Source organism: Paucibacter sp. KCTC 42545, from assembly GCF_001477625.1.
Lineage (GTDB): Bacteria > Pseudomonadota > Gammaproteobacteria > Burkholderiales > Burkholderiaceae_C > Paucibacter_A.
The window spans coordinates 525,747-542,980 of sequence record NZ_CP013692.1 but is presented as its reverse complement, the minus strand read 5'-3'; the positions used below and the strand labels follow the sequence as shown (position 1 = coordinate 542,980).

Here is a 17,234-nt window from a genome sequence, read left to right as displayed (position 1 = left end):
CGCGCCTGCTCAGGAGCGGTAGTCGGCGTTAATGGTCACGTAGTCGTGGCTCAGATCGCAGGTCCACACGGTGGCGCTGGCTGCGCCGCGGTGCAGGTTGACCCGCACGCTGATCTCGCTTTGCTTCATCACGCGCTGGCCGTCTTCCTCGCGATAGTCGGGGTGGCGGCCGCCGGCGCGCACCACATGCACATCGTCCAGATGCAGGTCGATCAGGGTCTGGTCCAGATCATCAATGCCGGCATAGCCCACCGCCGCCAGAATGCGGCCCAGATTGGGGTCGCTGGCGAAGAAGGCGGTCTTCACCAGCGGTGAGTGCGCAATCGCATACGCAGCCAGCTTGCATTCGGCTTCATTGCGACCACCGTCGATCTGCACGGTGATGAATTTGGTGGCGCCTTCGCCGTCGCGCACGATGGCTTGCGCCAGGCGCTGCGAGACCTCGATCAAGGCCGCGCGCAAGACCTGACCCTCTGCGCTGCTCAGCGATTCGATGCGGGCGTGCTTGGCCTGATGGGTGGCGATCAGCACGAAAGAGTCGTTGGTAGACGTATCGCCGTCGATGGTGATGCGATTGAATGAGGCGTCAGCGGCTTCGGTCACCAGCGCCTGCAGCAGCGCCGGGTTGATATTGGCGTCGGTCGCCACATAGCCCAGCATCGTGGCCATATTCGGGCGAATCATGCCCGCGCCCTTGCTGATGCCGGTGAGCGTGACCGTCACGCCACCAATCTGCACCTGGGTGGAGGCGGCCTTGGGGATGGTGTCGGTGGTCATGATGCCCAGCGCGGCTTCGTCCCAGGCGTCCGGGCGCAGCGCGGCGATGGCCGCGGGCAAGCCCTTGATGATGCGATCCACCGGCAGGGTTTCCATGATCACGCCAGTCGAAAAGGGCAAGACCTGCTGCGGCTGGATGTTCAGCAAAGCGGCCAGCGCTTCGCAGCTTTGATGGGCGCGGGCCAGGCCGTCGGCGCCGGTGCCGGCATTGGCATTGCCGGTATTGACGAGGATGGCGCGAACCGCAGCGCCCGCCGCGAGATGCTCACGGCAGATCTGCACCGGCGCGGCGCAGAAACGATTCTTGGTGAACACGCCCGCCACGCTGGCGCCTTCATCCAGCACGATCACGCTCAAATCACGGCGTTCCGCCTTGCGGATGCCGGCCTGGGTGATACCAAGGCGAACACCGGGGACCGGGTGCAGGGAAGCGGGATCGGGGGCGCTGAGATTAACGGGCATGGTGGGGGCCTTGAAACAGGACAAATGAGATGCCTGATTGTAAGTTGGCATAGGGCGGCAGCCATGCGTCATGGCGCCACTTGGCGCCGCGTCAGCCCGCATCCAAGCGCTTGATAGCTTCTTGATGCCATCAGGCCAAAGCTTGGCGAGGTCTTGAGTCACCCCGTCCTAAATTGAAGGCCTCGAAACAAGCGGCGCGCCTTCAACACTGTGCTGCGCGCCACCGATATGAGACCTGTTGCCATCCTCCAGCACGAAGCCAATCAAGGCCCCGGCTATCTGGCCGAGTTCCTGCACCAGCAAGGTATCCCCTGCGAGACCTTTCGGGCCGATCAAGACCAACCCCTGCCGCACCGTGCCGATGAGTTCAGCGGCCTGGTCGTGCTCGGCAGCAACCACAGCGTCAATGACGAACAGCCCTGGATTGCCCGCGAGCAAGCCCTGGTGCAAGACGCCGTGGCTCGCGACGTGCCCGTGCTGGGCCACTGCTTCGGCGCCCAGTTGCTGGCCAAGAGTTGCGGCGCGCGCGTCACCCGCAATGCTTGGCCCAATATCGGCTGGAGCAAGCTGTGGGTGACGCCGGACGCCCGCGCCTTGTTCGGCGGCCGCGCCCAAACCACGGTTTTCAACTGGCACTACGACACCTTCGAAATCCCGCCAGGTGCCCGCCGCAGCCTTTTTGGCACCCACTGCATCAACAAAGGATTCACCATGGGCAAGCATGTCGCGCTGCAATGTCATCTGGAAGTGACCGAGGACAGCGTGCGCGCTTGGTGCCATGAGTCCAAGCATGAGTTAGAGCATGTGCAAAAGAGCCCGGCCGTGCAAAGCGAGGCAGAAATCCTGCATGATCTGGAGGCCCGCACCGATGAGCTGCACCGCATGGCACGCAGCGTTTATCACCAATGGAGTCTGGGCCTGCGGCGGACGAGTGTGGTGAGGGCCAAGTTGTATTGGTAAACCTTGGAAGTGCGCAAGGCAGCCCGTACGAATACGCAGATATCCAGGCTGATTCGCTGAGAGAATGCTCAATAGAAATGCCGACCTGAAGGGTCGGATTGAGCCTCATGCCCATATGCCCGCACGTCAAAAGCAGGTGGACTCGCTAGGCTCGACCTCTCGAAGCCAATAAGGGCCCAGTAAATGACTGATGACAGGCCTATCAAGCTTTGCCGCTGGATTCGCCCTCTCGCCGCCTATGTGTTTGCCTGCTCGGCATGGATGCCGCTTTCGAGTTACGCCCAAGACGCGCCCATAACTGCTCGCACCAGCGGGCAATCCGACAACCTCATCAAATTCCACCCTGGCAATACGGCGGCACCGGGCTTGAGCGTCGAGGTCATGCAGGCGGTGCAGCGAATTGACCCAACACTGAAGTTCGTGGGCCAGGAAGTCCTGCGGCCGCTCAGGCGCGTGGAAGCGGAACTGGTGGCGGGCAAGCTTGACGTTTTCTTCGGCCTGGTGCGCAACCCGGAGCGTGCCGCCAAGTACCTTGTGCTGTCCCCGCCTTTGTACAGGCAGTTCACCCAGTTGGCGGTGCGCAGCGAAGACCCGATCAATATCAAAACATTCGACGAGATTCGCCAATTGGGCAGCGCCGGCATCGTCGGCGTGCCAAGAGGCTCAGCCTATGTCGACCATCTCAATGGCTTGGGTGGTTTGACGGTGGATGACGGTGTCGCCTCGGTCAGCAGCACGCTCCAGAAACTCATTGCCGGACGAGTTCGCTTTGTTTTTTATGGCGGCGCCGTGCTGCGCAAATACATTCAGGAAGATGGGCTGGAAGGCAAGGTCCGGCTGCTGCCGGCTCGTTTCTATAGCGAGGATGTCTGCGTGATGGTCTCAAGAGCGGCCGACCCGCAGCTCGTCTTACGCATAGAACGCGCCCTCGAACGCTTGCGCGCCAGCGGCGAGCTGGCCGCGATTCAGGACAAGTACGAGGTTCGAGGTTTTCCAATCAATAGAAACTGAGCCGCTCCATTTCAAACCCGCCCATCGATCGCAATAGCGTGCCTCAGGCCATCAAGCGATAACCCACCGCCGTCTCCGTCAACAAATGCTTGGGCGCCGCCGGCACCGCTTCCAGCTTCTGGCGCAGATTGCCCATGTAAACGCGCAAGTAATGGTTGTCATCCACATGCGAAGGCCCCCACACCGCCTTGAGCAGCTGGCGATGCGTCAGCACCTTTCCCGCGTTAGCGATCAAATGCGTTAACAAACGGTACTCAATCGGCGTCAGATGCACGGCCTCGCCGGTACGCAGCACCCGGCGGGCGGACAGGTCCACCTCCACTTCACCGAAGCGGAACACGGTCTGCGCCGGCTCGTCCCCATGGCCTCCCATGCGTCCGGCTTGTTGGCTGCGGCGCAGGGCCACGCGCACCCGCGCCATCAGCTCGCCCACGCCGAATGGCTTGGTCAAGTAGTCGTCCGCGCCAGCATCCAGCGCGGCGATTTTGTCGGCCTCGTTCGTGCGGGCGGAAAGCACGATGACCGGCACCCCGGACCAGGCGCGCAAATCCTTCAGATAGTTGATGCCGTCGTCATCCGGCAGGCCCAGATCCAGAATCACCAACTCGGGCCGGCGCGTGCCGGCATCCACCAGGCCTTGGCGCACGGTCTCGCACTCGTGCACCTGCCACCCTTCGGCCTCCAGCGCCATGCGCACAAAACGGCGGATGCTGGGCTCATCCTCAACAATCAGGGCAACGGGTTGCGGTTCACTCATGATCTTCGACGTCTTCTTCCAAAAGCGGCATGGCCGGGGCTTGGCCCAGCGGCAGCAGCATCACAAAGGCGGCACCCTGCGGCTGGGCGGATTCGGCCCAGATGCGGCCGCCATGCGCTTCCACAATCGCGCGGCAAATGGCCAGGCCTAAGCCCACGCCGGGGGTGCTGGATTCGCGCTCACCACGGCTGAACTTGGCGAACAACTGTTCCTCACGGCCGGCGGGCAGGCCAGGGCCATCATCACTCACACTCAAACGCAGGGCATCCTGGCCCTGCAAGGCGCCCGGCGCCAAGCTAGCGGCCACAGCGATGCAGCTGCCAGGCGGCGTGTACTTGAGCGCGTTTTCCAGCAGATTGCACAGCACCCGTTCCATCAAGGTGGCATCCAGATTCAGCAGGGGCAGGCCAGCGGGAATGTCCACTTGCAATTGGTGATCCTGCATCAGCCTTTGCAGGGCTTGCAGGGAAGAGCCCACCACCTCATCCACCGGCTGCCACTGCAGGTTCAGGCGCACAGCACCGCTTTGCAGGCGGGCCATGTCCAGCAGATTGCTGACCATGGCGCTGATGCGCTGCGACTGTTGCAAGAGGCCGCCGGCCAGTTCGCGGGCAGCGGGCGGCATGCCGGCCATGCGGTCCAGGGTTTGGGCCAGGCCGTAGACCACGGCCAGCGGCGTGCGCAAATCGTGCGACAGCGCAGACAGCAAAGAGTTTCGCAGGCGTTCGGATTCGATCTGCACCAGGGCTTGCTGGGCCACCTCCACATAGTGCACCCGCTCCAGCGCCTGACCGATGATGCGGGCCGAGGTTTCCAGCTGGGCGCGCAGCTCAGGCTGCATCAGGCTGCGGCTGGAACGCGGGCGCAGCGCCAGCACGCCGCGCACCCGCATGGGTGCCGCCAGAGGCAGATAGAACCAGGCGCTGCCGGCCAGGGTGTCGGTGCTCAAGCCCGCAGCCTGCTTGTGCTCCAGGGCCCAGCGGGCGGTGCCGGCGTCGGGCTGCTCGGCCAGGGGCAAGGCCTGCTGACGCGGCGAGGGCTGCAATTGCTCATCGAGGTCCAAGACAAACAGCAGGGCCTCGCCCATCACCTCTTGGGCCAGGGCGGACTCGGCCACCTGCAGCACCTGCTCCGACTGCAGGGCACCGGCCAGATCGCTGGTCAGCTCGAACAGGGCGCGCGAGCGCCCTTCCCGCTCGGCTGCCACCTGGGCCTGGTAGCGCAGGCCGGCGGTCAGCTGGCCGGTGATCAAACCCACCGCCAACATCACTGCAAAGGTCAGCAAGTACTGCACATCGCTGACGGCAAAACTCAGCTGCGGCGCGACGAAGAAGAAATCGAACAAGCCCACGCTCAAAAAGCTGGCGGCCACCGCCGGGCCACGGCCCAGTTTGAGCGCCACGCCCACCACCGTCAGCAAGAACAGCATGACGATATTGGACTGATCGAACGCCAGGCGCAGCGGCCAGCTGATCAGCGTCGTCAGGCAACAAGCGGCCAGCGTCAGGCCGTAGCGGCGGGCGCTGCGCTGCCAGTGTTCATTGGAGGCCTGGACGGCGCTGTCACTGCCGGTGACTGCTTCGCGGCGCTGGGTGGCTGCGGGCGTGGAGGCGGCGCTAATCAGGTCCAGCTCCGGCGCTTCGGCGGCAATTTCCTGCTGCAGATCGCGTCGCCCGGTGAGCCTGGCCAGCAGCCCGCGCTCAGCGCTGCGGCCCAGCACCAGCTTGGACAAATTGTGTTCGCGCGCATGGCGGATCAGGGCCGGTGCCAGCGCCTGGGCTGACAGCACCACCGTGCTGGCACCCAAGTCATGCGCCAGGCGCAGCACCCGCAAAATGCGCTCACGCTGCGCATCCGGCAGGCGCTGCAGGGCCGGGGTTTCCACATACACCGCCTGCCAGCTGACATTGAGTTGCTGCGCCAGCTGCGCGGCATTGCGCACCACGCTTTCGGCCGCCGGCGTGGTGCCCACAGCACAGAGGATTGCGGCCTCGGTCTTCCAGACCTGGGCGATGCGCTCATTGCTGCGCCAGGCCTGCACATCGTCTTCCACCCGGTCGGCGGTGCGGCGTAGCGCCAGCTCCCGCAAGGCCATCAGATTGCCTTTGCGGAAAAAATTATTGGCAGCGCGTTGGGCCTGCGGGCCCATATAGACTTTTCCCGCCGCTAAGCGCGCCAGCAACTCATCCGCTGGCGTGTCCACCATCACCACTTCGTCGGCGCGATCGAAAAAGGTGTCGGGCAAGGTCTCCTGCACCCGCACGCCGGTGATGCCGCCCACCACATCGTTGAGGCTTTCCAGATGCTGGACGTTGAGCGTGGAGTAGACATGGATGCCCTGGGCCAGCAGTTCCTCCACGTCCTGCCAGCGCTTGGGGTGGCGAGAGCCGGGCACATTGGCATGCGCCAGTTCGTCGATCAGGATGAGCGCAGGCCGGCGTGCTAACGCCGCATCCAGATCGAACTCAGGCAAGGCCTTGCCGCGGTACTCGATGCTTTTCAGCGGCAGCTGGGGCAGGCCTTCCAGCATGGCCATGGTTTCGCCGCGGCCATGGGTCACCACCACGCCGGCCAAGACCTCCTGCCCTTCGGCCTGCAGCTTGCGCGCCGCCTGCAGCATGGCGAATGTCTTACCCACCCCGGCCGAGGAACCAAAGTAGATGCGCAGCTTGCCCCGCGCCTCGCTTTGCTGGGCTTGCGTGATCTGAGCCAGCAAGGCGTCGGGGTCAGGTCTTGCGCTGTCGCTCATCAATTCTCAGTTCTCTTTACAGCCAACCGGCGCGGCGGAAGCGCCACCATAGGCCGACACATACGCTGCCGATCACGCCCAGCGCCAGCGGGTAGCCCCAATTCAGTTCAAGCTCGGGCATGTGTTTGAAGTTCATGCCCCAGATGCCAGCAAAGGCCGTGGCGGCAGCAAAAATACCGGCCCAGGCGGCCAGGCGCTTGGTGACGTTGCTGTCTTCAATCGCCACCATGGATAGATTGGCCTGGATGGCAGTGGCCAAGGTATCGCGCACCGACTCGATGGCAGCCTCGATGCGAGCCAGATGGTCAGCCACATCGCGGAAATACTCGCCCGTACGGGCGCACAGCGGCGGGATGCGCCCGCCGTGCAGCTTGGACAGCATCTCCAGCATCGGCGCCACCGCCCGGCGCAAAAGCATCAGGCGGCGCTTGAGTTCGTACAAGCGCTTGATATTGTCCAGCTGGGCATCGCGCACAAAAATGCTTTGCTCGATTTCCTCTAGCTCCGACTCCAGCAAGTCGACGATGGGGAAGTAGCGATCCACCACCGCATCCATCAAGGCATAGAGCACAAAGCTGGGGCCGTGGGCCAACAGCTCCGGCTCGCGCTCGCAGCGCTCGCGCACACCCAGAAAGTGCAGCTTGCTTTCGCGCCGCACCGAGAGCACATAGTTGTGGCCGCAGAAGACGCAGACTTCGCCCAGGCTCAGATCGCCACCCACCCAGTCCACCAGATGCATAACGGCAAACAAGTCCTGTCCGTACTCCTCAACCTTGGGGCGTTGATGGCCGTTGTGCGCGTCTTCAACCGCCAGTGGGTGGAGATTGAAGAGGCGGCGCCAGGGCTCGAGCTCGGCCGCTTCGGGGTCGCGCAAGGCCACCCAGATGAAGCAGTCCGGCCGCTCCAGATAGGCCGCCAACTCCTCCGGACGAGTGGGCGAGAGGTCGGCAAGCTTCTGGCCCGCTTGATAGGCTGTGCAATTGATCAGCATGCTGGCATTGTCACTTGCTCACACCTCAACATGGCCGCTTGAAACGCTTTTGCGGGCGCTCAGAAAGTCTTGGCGACGCTCAGCACCAAGCCCGTTCCGCCAACGCGCTTGGCGGCCTGACCGGCGGCATTGCCGACTTGGTAGAACTCCTTCTTGGCATTCGCGCCGACGACGGCAGCCGTCCAGTTCAGACCCGAGATTTCCTTGGCGATGGAGATCTTGGCGTCGGTGTAAGACAGATCGCCGTAGTTGCGCACCTTCAAATAGCCAAGGTGGGTGCCCAAAGTGATGCCCTGCCCCAGGTCGAAGTTGTAGTTCAGGTCCAGATAGGCGCTGCCCTTGCTGCTGCCGCTTGCAGCCAAGCTGCTGAAGTAGGCGTACGCAGCGGTGTTGCTATTGAGGCCAAAGTAGTCGGTGGCGGCGACCGAGAGCTTGGCGCTGAAAGCGCCATAGCCCAGGCCCAGATACAGATCGAGGTTGTCGTACTTCTTATCGCTGGCCACACCGGGCGCGCTATTCAGGCGGGCACCGGGGTAGATGTAGGCCAAGGCGCCGAGGTCCAGAGTCAGGTCTTGCCCTGCCACTTGGCCAGCGTTGAATTTGAAGCCGCCGTAGACATCGGTCTCCAGCCCGGCGCCGTTGTTATAGCTATTGCCTGAGACATTGGAGGCCCACACACCGGCGTAAGCGCCGCTGCTGTGGGCATAGTCAAAGCCGCCTTGCACGGCGGGCAGCAGCCAGCTCTGGCTAATGCCGCGGAAGCGGTAGTCGCTGTTCAGGCTCAGATTGCCGCTCAGTGTGTGCTCAGGCCTTGCAGCGGGCGCCGTGGCTTGGGCAGAGGCGGTGGCGCTCAGCAAGGTCAGGGTAGCCAGGACGATCAGGGAAAGACTCTTGTTTTTCATAGGAATGGAACAGCGTGATTCAAAAAATTGCACGAGGCATTGGGGTCAAACAAACAAATAAAAGACGATGAGACCCCTCCCGTCCAGGAACTCTCTGTTTTTGCTGAGAGCTTTTCCTCCGGTCTCATCGGGCGGCCCCGAGGCCTAGGCCCCCTGGCCGCCGAAAACGAGGCGAGCCGCTCAGGCTCAGCCAGCCGAGGCTGCGGAGGCGGCTGCGGGCGCAGCAGGCGCGGCCTTGACCGCACGCGGTGCGGCGGCGTCCAGCGCCAGATTGAGCTTGAGCACATTGACGCGCGGCTCACCCAAGACGGCCAGATCACGCGCCACGGTGTTGGCGGCAATCAAGCGCTCCACTTCCTTGAGAGAAAGCTGGCGCTCGCGTGCCACGCGGGACGCCTGGTAGCGGGCCGCGGCCATGGTGATTTCAGGGTCCAGGCCGCTGCCGGAGGCCGTCACCAAGTCAGCGGGAATAGGCTGCTTGTTGTCCGGGTCGGCGGCGCGCAAGGCCTCCACACGGCCCTTCACTGCATCTCCCAGGGCCGGATTGAGCGGGCCTTGGTTGCTGCCGGACGAGCCGGCGGCGTTATGGCTCATCGGGCCCGTAGCCGAGGGGCGGCCCCAGAAATAGTCGGGTGAAGTGAAGTTCTGTCCGATCAGGGACGAACCCACGACCTTGCCATCACGCTCAATCAAAGAGCCTTCGGCTTGCGCAGGGAACAAAGCCTTGGAAACGCTGGTGACCACCATGGGATAGAGCAGGCCGGTCACGGCACTGAGCAGCACAAAGCTGACGACAGCGGGGCGCAAGAGATTTTTCATGATGAGGGAGTCCTTAAACCAAGTGGGCAGCGACCAAAATCAGGTCGATGAGCTTGATGCCGATGAAGGGCACGATCAGCCCGCCCAGGCCATAGATCAGCAAATTGCGGCGCAGCAGCGAGGCCGCACCAATGGCGCGATAGGCCACGCCCTTCAACGCCAGCGGGATCAGGGCGATGATGATCAAAGCGTTGAAGACCACGGCCGACAGAATCGCCGAGCTAGGGCTGTGCAAGCCCATCACATTCAGCGCGCCCAGCTGCGGGTAGACGCCCACAAACATGGCCGGGATGATGGCGAAGTACTTGGCCACATCGTTGGCGATGGAGAAGGTGGTCAGCGAGCCACGGGTCATCAAGAGCTGCTTGCCGGTCTCCACAATCTCCAGCAGCTTGGTGGGGTTGGAGTCCAGGTCCACCATATTGCCGGCCTCTTTGGCGGCCTGCGTGCCGGTGTTCATGGCCACGGCCACATCGGCTTGCGCCAGGGCGGGCGCGTCATTGGTGCCGTCGCCGGTCATGGCGACCAGGCGGCCCTCAGCCTGGTAATCGCGGATCAGCTTCAACTTGGCTTCGGGCGTGGCTTCGGCCAGGAAGTCGTCCACACCGGCTTCCGCAGCGATGGCGGCTGCAGTGAGCTTGTTGTCGCCGGTGATCATCACCGTCTTGATGCCCATGCGGCGCAGTTCGGCGAAGCGCTCTTTGATGCCGCCCTTGACGATGTCTTTGAGCTCCACCACGCCCAGAACGCGATTGCCTTCGGCGACCACCAGCGGCGTACTGCCACGGCGCGCCACGTCGTCCACAGCGGTTTGCACTTCCTGGGCCACTTTGCCGCCCAGCAATTCCACATGGCGGCGGATCGCATCGCCCGCACCCTTGCGGATGCTGCGGATGGGCGAGAGCACATCGCCGAAATCCACCCCACTCATGCGCGTCTGGGCGGTGAAAGGCACGAAGTGGGCCTGCAGGGCGGAAAGCTCACGCTCACGGATGCCATGCTTGGTTTTGGCCAGCACGACGATGCTGCGGCCTTCGGGCGTCTCGTCGGCCAGCGAGGCCAGCTGGGCCGCGTCGGCCAACTGGGCTTCACTCACGCCGGGGGCGGGCATGAAGCTGCTGGCTTGGCGGTTGCCCAGGGTGATGGTGCCGGTTTTGTCCAGCATCAACACGTCCACGTCGCCGGCGGCTTCCACCGCACGGCCGGAGGTGGCGATCACATTGGCCGCCATCATGCGGCTCATGCCGGCCACGCCGATGGCTGACAACAGACCGCCGATGGTGGTGGGGATCAAGCAGACCAGCAAGGCCACCAAGGCGGTGATGGACACCACGGTGCCCGCGCCAGCGGCTTCCACGCTGAACATCGAGAACGGCAGCAAGGTCACCGTGACCACCAAGAACACCAGGGTCAGCGCCACCAGCAAAATCGTCAAGGCGATCTCATTGGGCGTCTTCTGGCGCTTGGCGCCTTCCACCATGGCGATCATGCGGTCCAGGAAGGACTCGCCGGGGTTCACACTCACCCGCACCACCAGCCAGTCGGACAGCACGCGGGTGCCGCCGGTGACGGAGGAAAAGTCGCCACCGGACTCGCGGATCACCGGGGCCGATTCGCCGGTGATGGCGCTCTCGTCCACCGAGGCCACGCCCTCGATCACCTCGCCGTCCAGCGGGATCAGGTCGCCGGCCTCCACCAACACCACATGGCCTTTGCGCAGCTCATCGGATTGCGCGGGCAGCCAGGTCGATCCATGCTTGGGCTGTTCCAGCTTCTTCGCCCAAGTCTTGGTCTTGAGCCCGCGCAGCGAGGCCGCTTGGGCCTTGGAGCGGCCTTCGGCCAGGGCCTCGGCGAAGTTGGCGAACAGCACGGTGAACCACAGCCACAGCGCAATGCTGAGCATGAAGCCTGAGCCCTCGCTGCCGGCCACGACTCGGTTGCTGAGGCTCCACACCCACAGCCCCGTGCACAGCAGGCTGCCGACATAAACCACAAACATCACCGGATTGCGCCACTGCGCACTGGGACTGAGTTTGACGAAGCTCTGCACCAGGGCGGGCTTGATCAGCGCCGGATCCAGCAGAGACAGTTGTTGTTCTTGCGTATTGCTAGTTTGCGTAGTCATGATCAGACCTCAGGCAGTCCACAGCATCAGATGCTCAACAATGGGACCCAAGGCAAGCGAGGGGACGTAGTTCAAGAGGCCGACCAGCAGCACCACACCGACAAGCAGGCCGACAAACAAGGGGCCATGCGTGGGCAAGGTGCCGGCACCCACCGGGATGCGCTTCTTGGCGCCCAGGCTGCCGGCAATGGCCAGCACCGGCACGATGACGCCGAAGCGCCCCAGCCACATGACGATGCCAAGCAAGGTGTTGTAGAAAGGCGTGTTGGCCGACAGACCGGCAAAGGCCGAGCCGTTGTTATTGCCGGCCGAGGTCAGCGCATACAGAATTTCCGAGAAGCCATGGGCGCCGGGGTTGGCCACGCCGGCCTTGCCGTCTGCCGCGACCACAGCAATCGCCGTGCCGATCAGCACCACCATGGGTGTGACCAAGATGGCGATAGACACCATCTTCATCTCATAGCTCTCGACCTTTTTGCCCAGGTACTCGGGCGTGCGGCCAATCATCAAACCAGCGATGAAGACCGCCAGCATGGCGAAGATCAACATGCCGTAAAGGCCGGTGCCCACACCGCCGAACACCACCTCGCCCAGCTGCATCATCACCAGCGGCACCATGCCGCCCAGCGGGGTCATGGAGTCATGCATGGCGTTGACCGCGCCGCAAGAAGCGCCGGTGGTCACCACCATGAATATGGAAGTGGCATTGATGCCGAATCGCGTCTCCTTGCCTTCCATATTGCCGCCGGCCTGGGCTTCGCTCATTTGCTGATCCACGCCCAGGGCATTCAGGCTGGGGTTGCCAGCTTGCTCCGCGCTGGTTGCGGCGATCACGCCGACGATGAACATCAAGCTCATGGCGGCCAGAATCGTTACGCCCTGGCGGCTATCACCCACCATTTGGCCGAAGCTGAAGCACAGCGCTGCCGGGATCAAGAAAATGGCCAATATCTGCGCCAGATTCGCCAGCGGCGTGGGGTTCTCGTAGGGGTGGGCCGAGTTGGCATTGAAGAAGCCGCCGCCGTTGGTACCCAGCAGCTTGATCGCTTCTTGCGAGGCGACCGGGCCCATGGCCAGCTGCTGCGTCGCGCTCGTCGCGTCTTCGGTCAAGACCTGACCCTTTTCGTCCTTCAGCGGCTGGCCATCGGCACCCAGCTTGGGCGCTTGGTAGGCATTCAGCTCCAGCGTTGTCGCGTCTTTGTAGGCATCAAAGTTCTGAATCACGCCCTGGCTAACAAAGAACAGCGCGAACACCAGCGACAGCGGCAGCAAGATCCACAGCGTGATGCGGGTCAGGTCGGCCCAGAAGTTGCCAATGCTCTGGCTGCTCTTGGCCGCGAAGCCACGGATCAGCGCGAACACCACGGCGATGCCGGTGGCAGCGGAGACGAAGTTCTGCACCGTCAGCGCCAGCATCTGAGTCAGATAGCTCATGGTGGACTCGCCGCCATAGCCCTGCCAGTTGGTGTTGGTGACAAAGCTGATGGCGGTGTTGAAGGCCGAATCCGGCGTCACCGCGCCAAAGCCTTGCGGATTGAGCGGCAGCACATCTTGAAAACGCTGCAAGCCATAGGCCGCCAGCACGCCGATGAAATTGAACAGCAGCAGGCCCAGGGCATAGCGCTTCCAGTGCATGCCCTCCTCGGCCTTCACGCCAGCCAGCTTGTAAAAGGCCGACTCGACGGCCTGCATCCAGCGCGGCAAGCGCCCTTGCGCCACGGCCGTCAGCCAGCGTGACAGCGGCCAGGCGGCTGCCAAGAGCAAGCCCATGTACAGGGCCAAATTGATCCATCCCAAGGCGTTCATCTCAGAACTCCTCGGCACGCAGCAAGGCGTAGACCAGATAGACAAACAAGCCGGCTGCGGCCAGGCCGCTCAAGAGGTAGAGCGCGCTCATGGCTTGGCTCCCCCACCTTGGCGATCACCGAGGCGATCGCCCAAAACCGCCAGGCCCAACATCAGGGCAAAGAGCGCGGCGCTCAGAGCCAAATAGTTCCAATCCATTGCATGCTCACGAAATGTTGAGATGCAGGAAGCTTAAAAATTGGCGCCTCAGATTGCTGTAGAAGCTGGCCAGGCGCGTATCAAGATTTCATAAAGACCGCCTTAAAAAGACAAAAGGCCCGCCTCTTGCGAAGCAGGCCCTGGCGAGCGCGGAAAACTGAAGTAACTCAGTGCAACGCAGGCAGCTGGCGCACGGCCTTGACGGCGCCCTCGCCCATGGCGGCGCCAAAGCGCTTGGCCAGGCGCTCGGCCACGTTGTCGCGCGGGGTGTAGTCCACCACCTCTTCGGCCTTGACGACCTCGCGGGCGACGAAATCGAGGTTGCCGAAATGGTCGGCCAGGCCCAGCTTGACGGCTTGCTCACCGTTCCAGAACAGGCCTGAGAAGGTCTCCGGCGTCTCTTGCAGGCGCTTGCCGCGGCCCTCACGCACCACAGCGATGAACTGCTGGTGGATCTGGTCCAGCATGGCTTGGGCATAGGCTTGCTGTTTGGGGCTGACAGGTGCGAAGGGATCGAGCATGCCTTTGTTCTCGCCGGCCGTCATCAAGCGACGCTCGACGCCCAGCTTGCCCATCAAACCGGTGAAACCAAAGCCGTCCATCAAGACGCCGATGGAGCCAACGATGGAAGCCTTGTCGACAAAAATTTCATCAGCACCGGCGGCGATGTAATAGGCGCCCGAAGCGCACATTTCTTCCACCACGGCATAGACCTTCTTGCCATGCTTGGCCTTCAGGCGCTTGATCTCGTCGTAGACGATGCCGGCTTGCACCGGGCTGCCGCCGGGAGAGTTGATGCGCAGCACCACGGCTTGTGAACCCTGATCCTCAAATGCCGACTTCAGCGCCGCCACGATTTGCTCGGCACTGGCTTCGCTGTCGGCCGCAATCTCACCCCGCACTTCCACCAAGGCGGTATGCGGTGCGCTATTCGACGGGGCATGGTGATGCTGCTGCCAGAACAAAGCCCAGGCCAGGAAGGCCAGCAAAGCCAGCCAGCACAGGCGGGTGAAGGTGCGCCAGCGGCGCTCACTGCGGCGGTCCTGCAAATAGTCTTTGGCGAACTGGGCCAGCATGGGCTCATAGCCGGCGAGCTTGGGCTCGGGCGGCGTCAGGCGGGCCTCAGGCGACACCAAGGGGTCCTGCATCGGAGGGGGCAAATCATCGTTTGAACTCATGGCGGTGGCTGTATTTCTTTTCTCAATCAGTCTTCGAAAGCAGGCTTGGTGTCGCGGGAAGGATACCAATAGACGCGTCCCTCACGCTCCTGCACCTCAATCTTGGTCAGGCCCATGCGGCCGCACATGCCGCTGACGCAGCGGCCAGTCAGCGGGTCATACACCGCGCCGTGGATGGAGCACATGATGTACTGCTTGTCGCGGTCGAGGAATTCACCCTCTTGCCAGTCCATCTCGGTGGGCACATGGGCGCAGCGGTTCAGATAGGCCACCACCTGGCCGTCAAAGCGCAGCGCAAAAGCGCGCGCCGGCTCGCGATACTGCAGCACATCAAAACCGTGGGCCTTGCCACGCTCTTGCAGATCTTCGGAGGCGCACAGTGGCAGGCCAAGCGTTTGTTGTTCTTCTTGCATATTCTCAGAATTCACGGTCGTTCACCGGCGGCCGATTGAAACCTACCCGCGCCTTACTGCCAGCGCGGCCTCCCATTGGCCTGTGCTGGGCGCAAGGGCGCGCGGCATCAGGCATTGCGAAGCAACCACTCATGCAGATCGGGCACGGAGTGAGCCACATGCCGAGGATTGAGGTCGGCAAAGGTTTCGTGATCATGGGCGCCGTAACTCACCCCCACGCTAGCGGCGCCGGCATTCAGGGCCATTTGCAGATCATGGGTGGTGTCGCCAATCATCAAGGTGCGTTCGGGTTCGACGCCGAACTCGCGCATCAATTCCAGCAGCATGGTCGGGTCGGGCTTGCCGGCGGTCTCATCCGCGGTGCGGCTGCCGTCGAACATGCCTTTGAGCTCAACCGCGTGCAAAGCTTCATCCAGGCCCCGGCGGCTTTTGCCGGTGGCCACGGTCAGCCAGTGATGGCGCGCCTTCAGCGCCGCCAGCATCTCCAGCGTGCCCTGGAACAAAACCACCTCATGCTGGGCCGCAAAATAGTGATGGCGGTAGCGCTGGCCCAACTCGGGGTAGCGCTCGCGCGCCAGCCCCGGCACCGCATGCGCCAAGGCCTCGGCCAAGCCCATGCCGATGACATAGCTAGCAGCCTCGTCGCTGGGCCGTGGTTCACCCACATCGACGGCGGCCGCCTGGATGCTGCGGGTGATCAAGGCAGTGGAATCAAACAGGGTGCCATCCCAGTCGAAGGCGATCAAATCAAATTGCTGCGGGCGCATGAGGTTTTTTAGAGCTAAGGCTTAAGTCGGCAACCAGCTTGGCACATTCGGGCGGCAGTGGCGCCAGCAGCTCAATCTCGGCATTGCTGCCGGGATGGATAAAACGCAGGCGTTTGGCATGCAAAAACATGCGATCGAAGCGCAGCGCGCCGCGTGCGATGGCCCGGTTGGCTTCAAAGTCACCGTATTTGGGGTCGCCCACGATGGAGTGGCCGGCATGCGCCAGATGGACACGAATTTGGTGGGTGCGGCCGGTTTTGATGGTCACATCCAGCAAGCTGGCGCCCTGCAATCTTTCGGCCACCTTGACCAGGCTGATCGAGCGCTTAGCCTGGTCGGCCTGCGGGTCGTGCGAGTTTTCCACCGCGCGGACCCAGCGCTCACCATCGCTGCCGGTGAATTTGAGCAAGGCCACATCGATGACCTTTTTGTTCTCGGCCCAGTCGCCCCAAACCAGGGCGGCGTAGGTCTTGCCCGTTTCACGCTCGCGGAACTGTTCTTGCAAGGCCACCAGGGCGCTGCGCTTTTTGGCGATCAGCAGCAGCCCAGAGGTTTCCTTGTCCAGGCGGTGCACCAATTCCAGGAACTTGGCCTCGGGCCGCGCCTGGCGCAGCTGCTCAATCACGCCAAAGCTGACGCCCGAGCCGCCGTGGACAGCCACGCCCGCGGGCTTGTTGACGGCCAGCAGATGATCGTCTTCAAACAAGACGGGGAATTCCCGCGCCGGCACAAACTCGCGCGGCGCCTCGACCCGCTCGGGTAGGCGCACGGGCGGTATGCGCACATCATCACCCAATTCCAGCCGCGTGTCGGCATGGGCACGGCCCTTGTTGACCCGCACCTCACCGGCCCGGATGACGCGGTAGACATGGGTCTTGGGCACGCCCTTGAGTTCGCGAAGCAAGAAGTTATCCAAGCGCTGCCCGGCCGAGCCTTCGTCGATCACCACATGCCGCACGACCGGAGAAGGTGCGGGCACGGGCGCCGCTGTGGGCTTCGCTGCGGGCTTTGCGGCTGGTGCTCGCGCCGGAACCGGCGCCGCCGCCGCAGCGGGACGCGCGACGCGGGCGCCCTGCGGACGCGCTGAAGTTGGTGCCCGCTCACTGCGCTTGGCCGCCTGGCCGGGGAAAACTACCGCAGGTTTGCCAGGCTTTGTGCGGGTTTTTGCGGCGGAAGGCGCTTTGGCTTTCGCCCTTATAATGTTGCTCACCACGTAACCGCCGTAAGTATTTGATTTTTCTGATTTTACCCGCCGCGGGGCATCGCCCGGCGACGACGGCAAAGGCAGATGCAAACGGTGAGCAGGTGGTAGCCGGGGT

15 protein-coding genes are annotated in these 17,234 nt (G+C 63.2%); 2 read left to right on the top strand and 13 right to left on the bottom strand.

The features are described from left to right. Positions 1-9: 9 nt before the first annotated feature. Complete coding sequence (gene argJ, locus AT984_RS02450) at positions 10-1,239, bottom strand: bifunctional glutamate N-acetyltransferase/amino-acid acetyltransferase ArgJ (protein ID WP_058718751.1); 1,230 nt, start codon at positions 1,237-1,239, stop codon at positions 10-12. A gap of 228 nt (positions 1,240-1,467) precedes the next feature. Between argJ and AT984_RS02445 the strand changes: the two genes are divergently transcribed. Together AT984_RS02445 and AT984_RS02440 are read left to right on the top strand one after the other, a co-directional pair. Further along, positions 1,468-2,199, top strand: coding sequence for a type 1 glutamine amidotransferase (locus tag AT984_RS02445; RefSeq protein ID WP_058722034.1), 732 nt, complete (start codon positions 1,468-1,470; stop codon positions 2,197-2,199). A 183-nt stretch (positions 2,200-2,382) separates the two neighbouring features. Continuing rightward, complete coding sequence (locus AT984_RS02440) at positions 2,383-3,210, top strand: substrate-binding periplasmic protein (protein ID WP_082679720.1); 828 nt, start codon at positions 2,383-2,385, stop codon at positions 3,208-3,210. Positions 3,211-3,253: 43 nt separating this feature from the next. Here AT984_RS02440 and kdpE read toward each other — a convergent pair whose 3' ends face one another. From kdpE to AT984_RS02385, 12 genes are all read right to left on the bottom strand, one after another. Further along, the gene (kdpE, locus tag AT984_RS02435; RefSeq protein WP_058718749.1) at positions 3,254-3,967 is read right to left on the bottom strand and encodes a two-component system response regulator KdpE; all 714 of its coding nucleotides are present in this window, start codon (positions 3,965-3,967) and stop codon (positions 3,254-3,256) included. Then, the gene (locus AT984_RS02430) at positions 3,960-6,716 is read right to left on the bottom strand and encodes a DUF4118 domain-containing protein (RefSeq protein WP_058722033.1); all 2,757 of its coding nucleotides are present in this window, start codon (positions 6,714-6,716) and stop codon (positions 3,960-3,962) included. Before AT984_RS02430 ends, kdpE begins: the two co-directional genes overlap by 8 nt. 16 nt (positions 6,717-6,732) lie before the next feature. Then, complete coding sequence (locus AT984_RS02425) at positions 6,733-7,707, bottom strand: magnesium and cobalt transport protein CorA (RefSeq protein WP_058718748.1); 975 nt, start codon at positions 7,705-7,707, stop codon at positions 6,733-6,735. Positions 7,708-7,766: 59 nt separating this feature from the next. Further along, complete coding sequence (locus tag AT984_RS02420) at positions 7,767-8,609, bottom strand: TorF family putative porin (RefSeq protein WP_058718747.1); 843 nt, start codon at positions 8,607-8,609, stop codon at positions 7,767-7,769. A gap of 186 nt (positions 8,610-8,795) precedes the next feature. Next, a complete protein-coding gene (gene kdpC / locus AT984_RS02415) occupies positions 8,796-9,428 on the bottom strand; it encodes a potassium-transporting ATPase subunit KdpC (protein WP_058718746.1) in 633 nt (210 codons plus the stop codon). A gap of 13 nt (positions 9,429-9,441) precedes the next feature. Continuing rightward, on the bottom strand, positions 9,442-11,553 hold the full coding sequence (kdpB, locus tag AT984_RS02410; protein ID WP_058718745.1) for a potassium-transporting ATPase subunit KdpB: 2,112 nt from the start codon (positions 11,551-11,553) through the stop codon (positions 9,442-9,444). 9 nt (positions 11,554-11,562) lie between these two features. Continuing rightward, positions 11,563-13,359, bottom strand: a complete 1,797-nt coding sequence (kdpA, locus tag AT984_RS02405; RefSeq protein ID WP_058718744.1) for a potassium-transporting ATPase subunit KdpA — start codon at positions 13,357-13,359, stop codon at positions 11,563-11,565. Position 13,360: 1 nt separating this feature from the next. Further along, a complete protein-coding gene (gene kdpF / locus AT984_RS22315) occupies positions 13,361-13,450 on the bottom strand; it encodes a K(+)-transporting ATPase subunit F (RefSeq protein WP_082679719.1) in 90 nt (29 codons plus the stop codon). A 274-nt stretch (positions 13,451-13,724) separates the two neighbouring features. Then, positions 13,725-14,735, bottom strand: a complete 1,011-nt coding sequence (locus AT984_RS02400) for a S49 family peptidase (RefSeq protein WP_058718743.1) — start codon at positions 14,733-14,735, stop codon at positions 13,725-13,727. Positions 14,736-14,761: 26 nt separating this feature from the next. Continuing rightward, a complete protein-coding gene (locus AT984_RS02395; protein ID WP_058722032.1) occupies positions 14,762-15,148 on the bottom strand; it encodes a Rieske (2Fe-2S) protein in 387 nt (128 codons plus the stop codon). 107 nt (positions 15,149-15,255) lie between these two features. Further along, a complete protein-coding gene (locus AT984_RS02390; protein WP_058718742.1) occupies positions 15,256-15,915 on the bottom strand; it encodes an HAD family hydrolase in 660 nt (219 codons plus the stop codon). Then, positions 15,896-16,873, bottom strand: a complete 978-nt coding sequence (locus tag AT984_RS02385; protein ID WP_058718741.1) for an RluA family pseudouridine synthase — start codon at positions 16,871-16,873, stop codon at positions 15,896-15,898. The genes AT984_RS02390 and AT984_RS02385 overlap by 20 nt, the downstream gene beginning before the upstream one ends. Positions 16,874-17,234 lie beyond the last annotated feature (361 nt).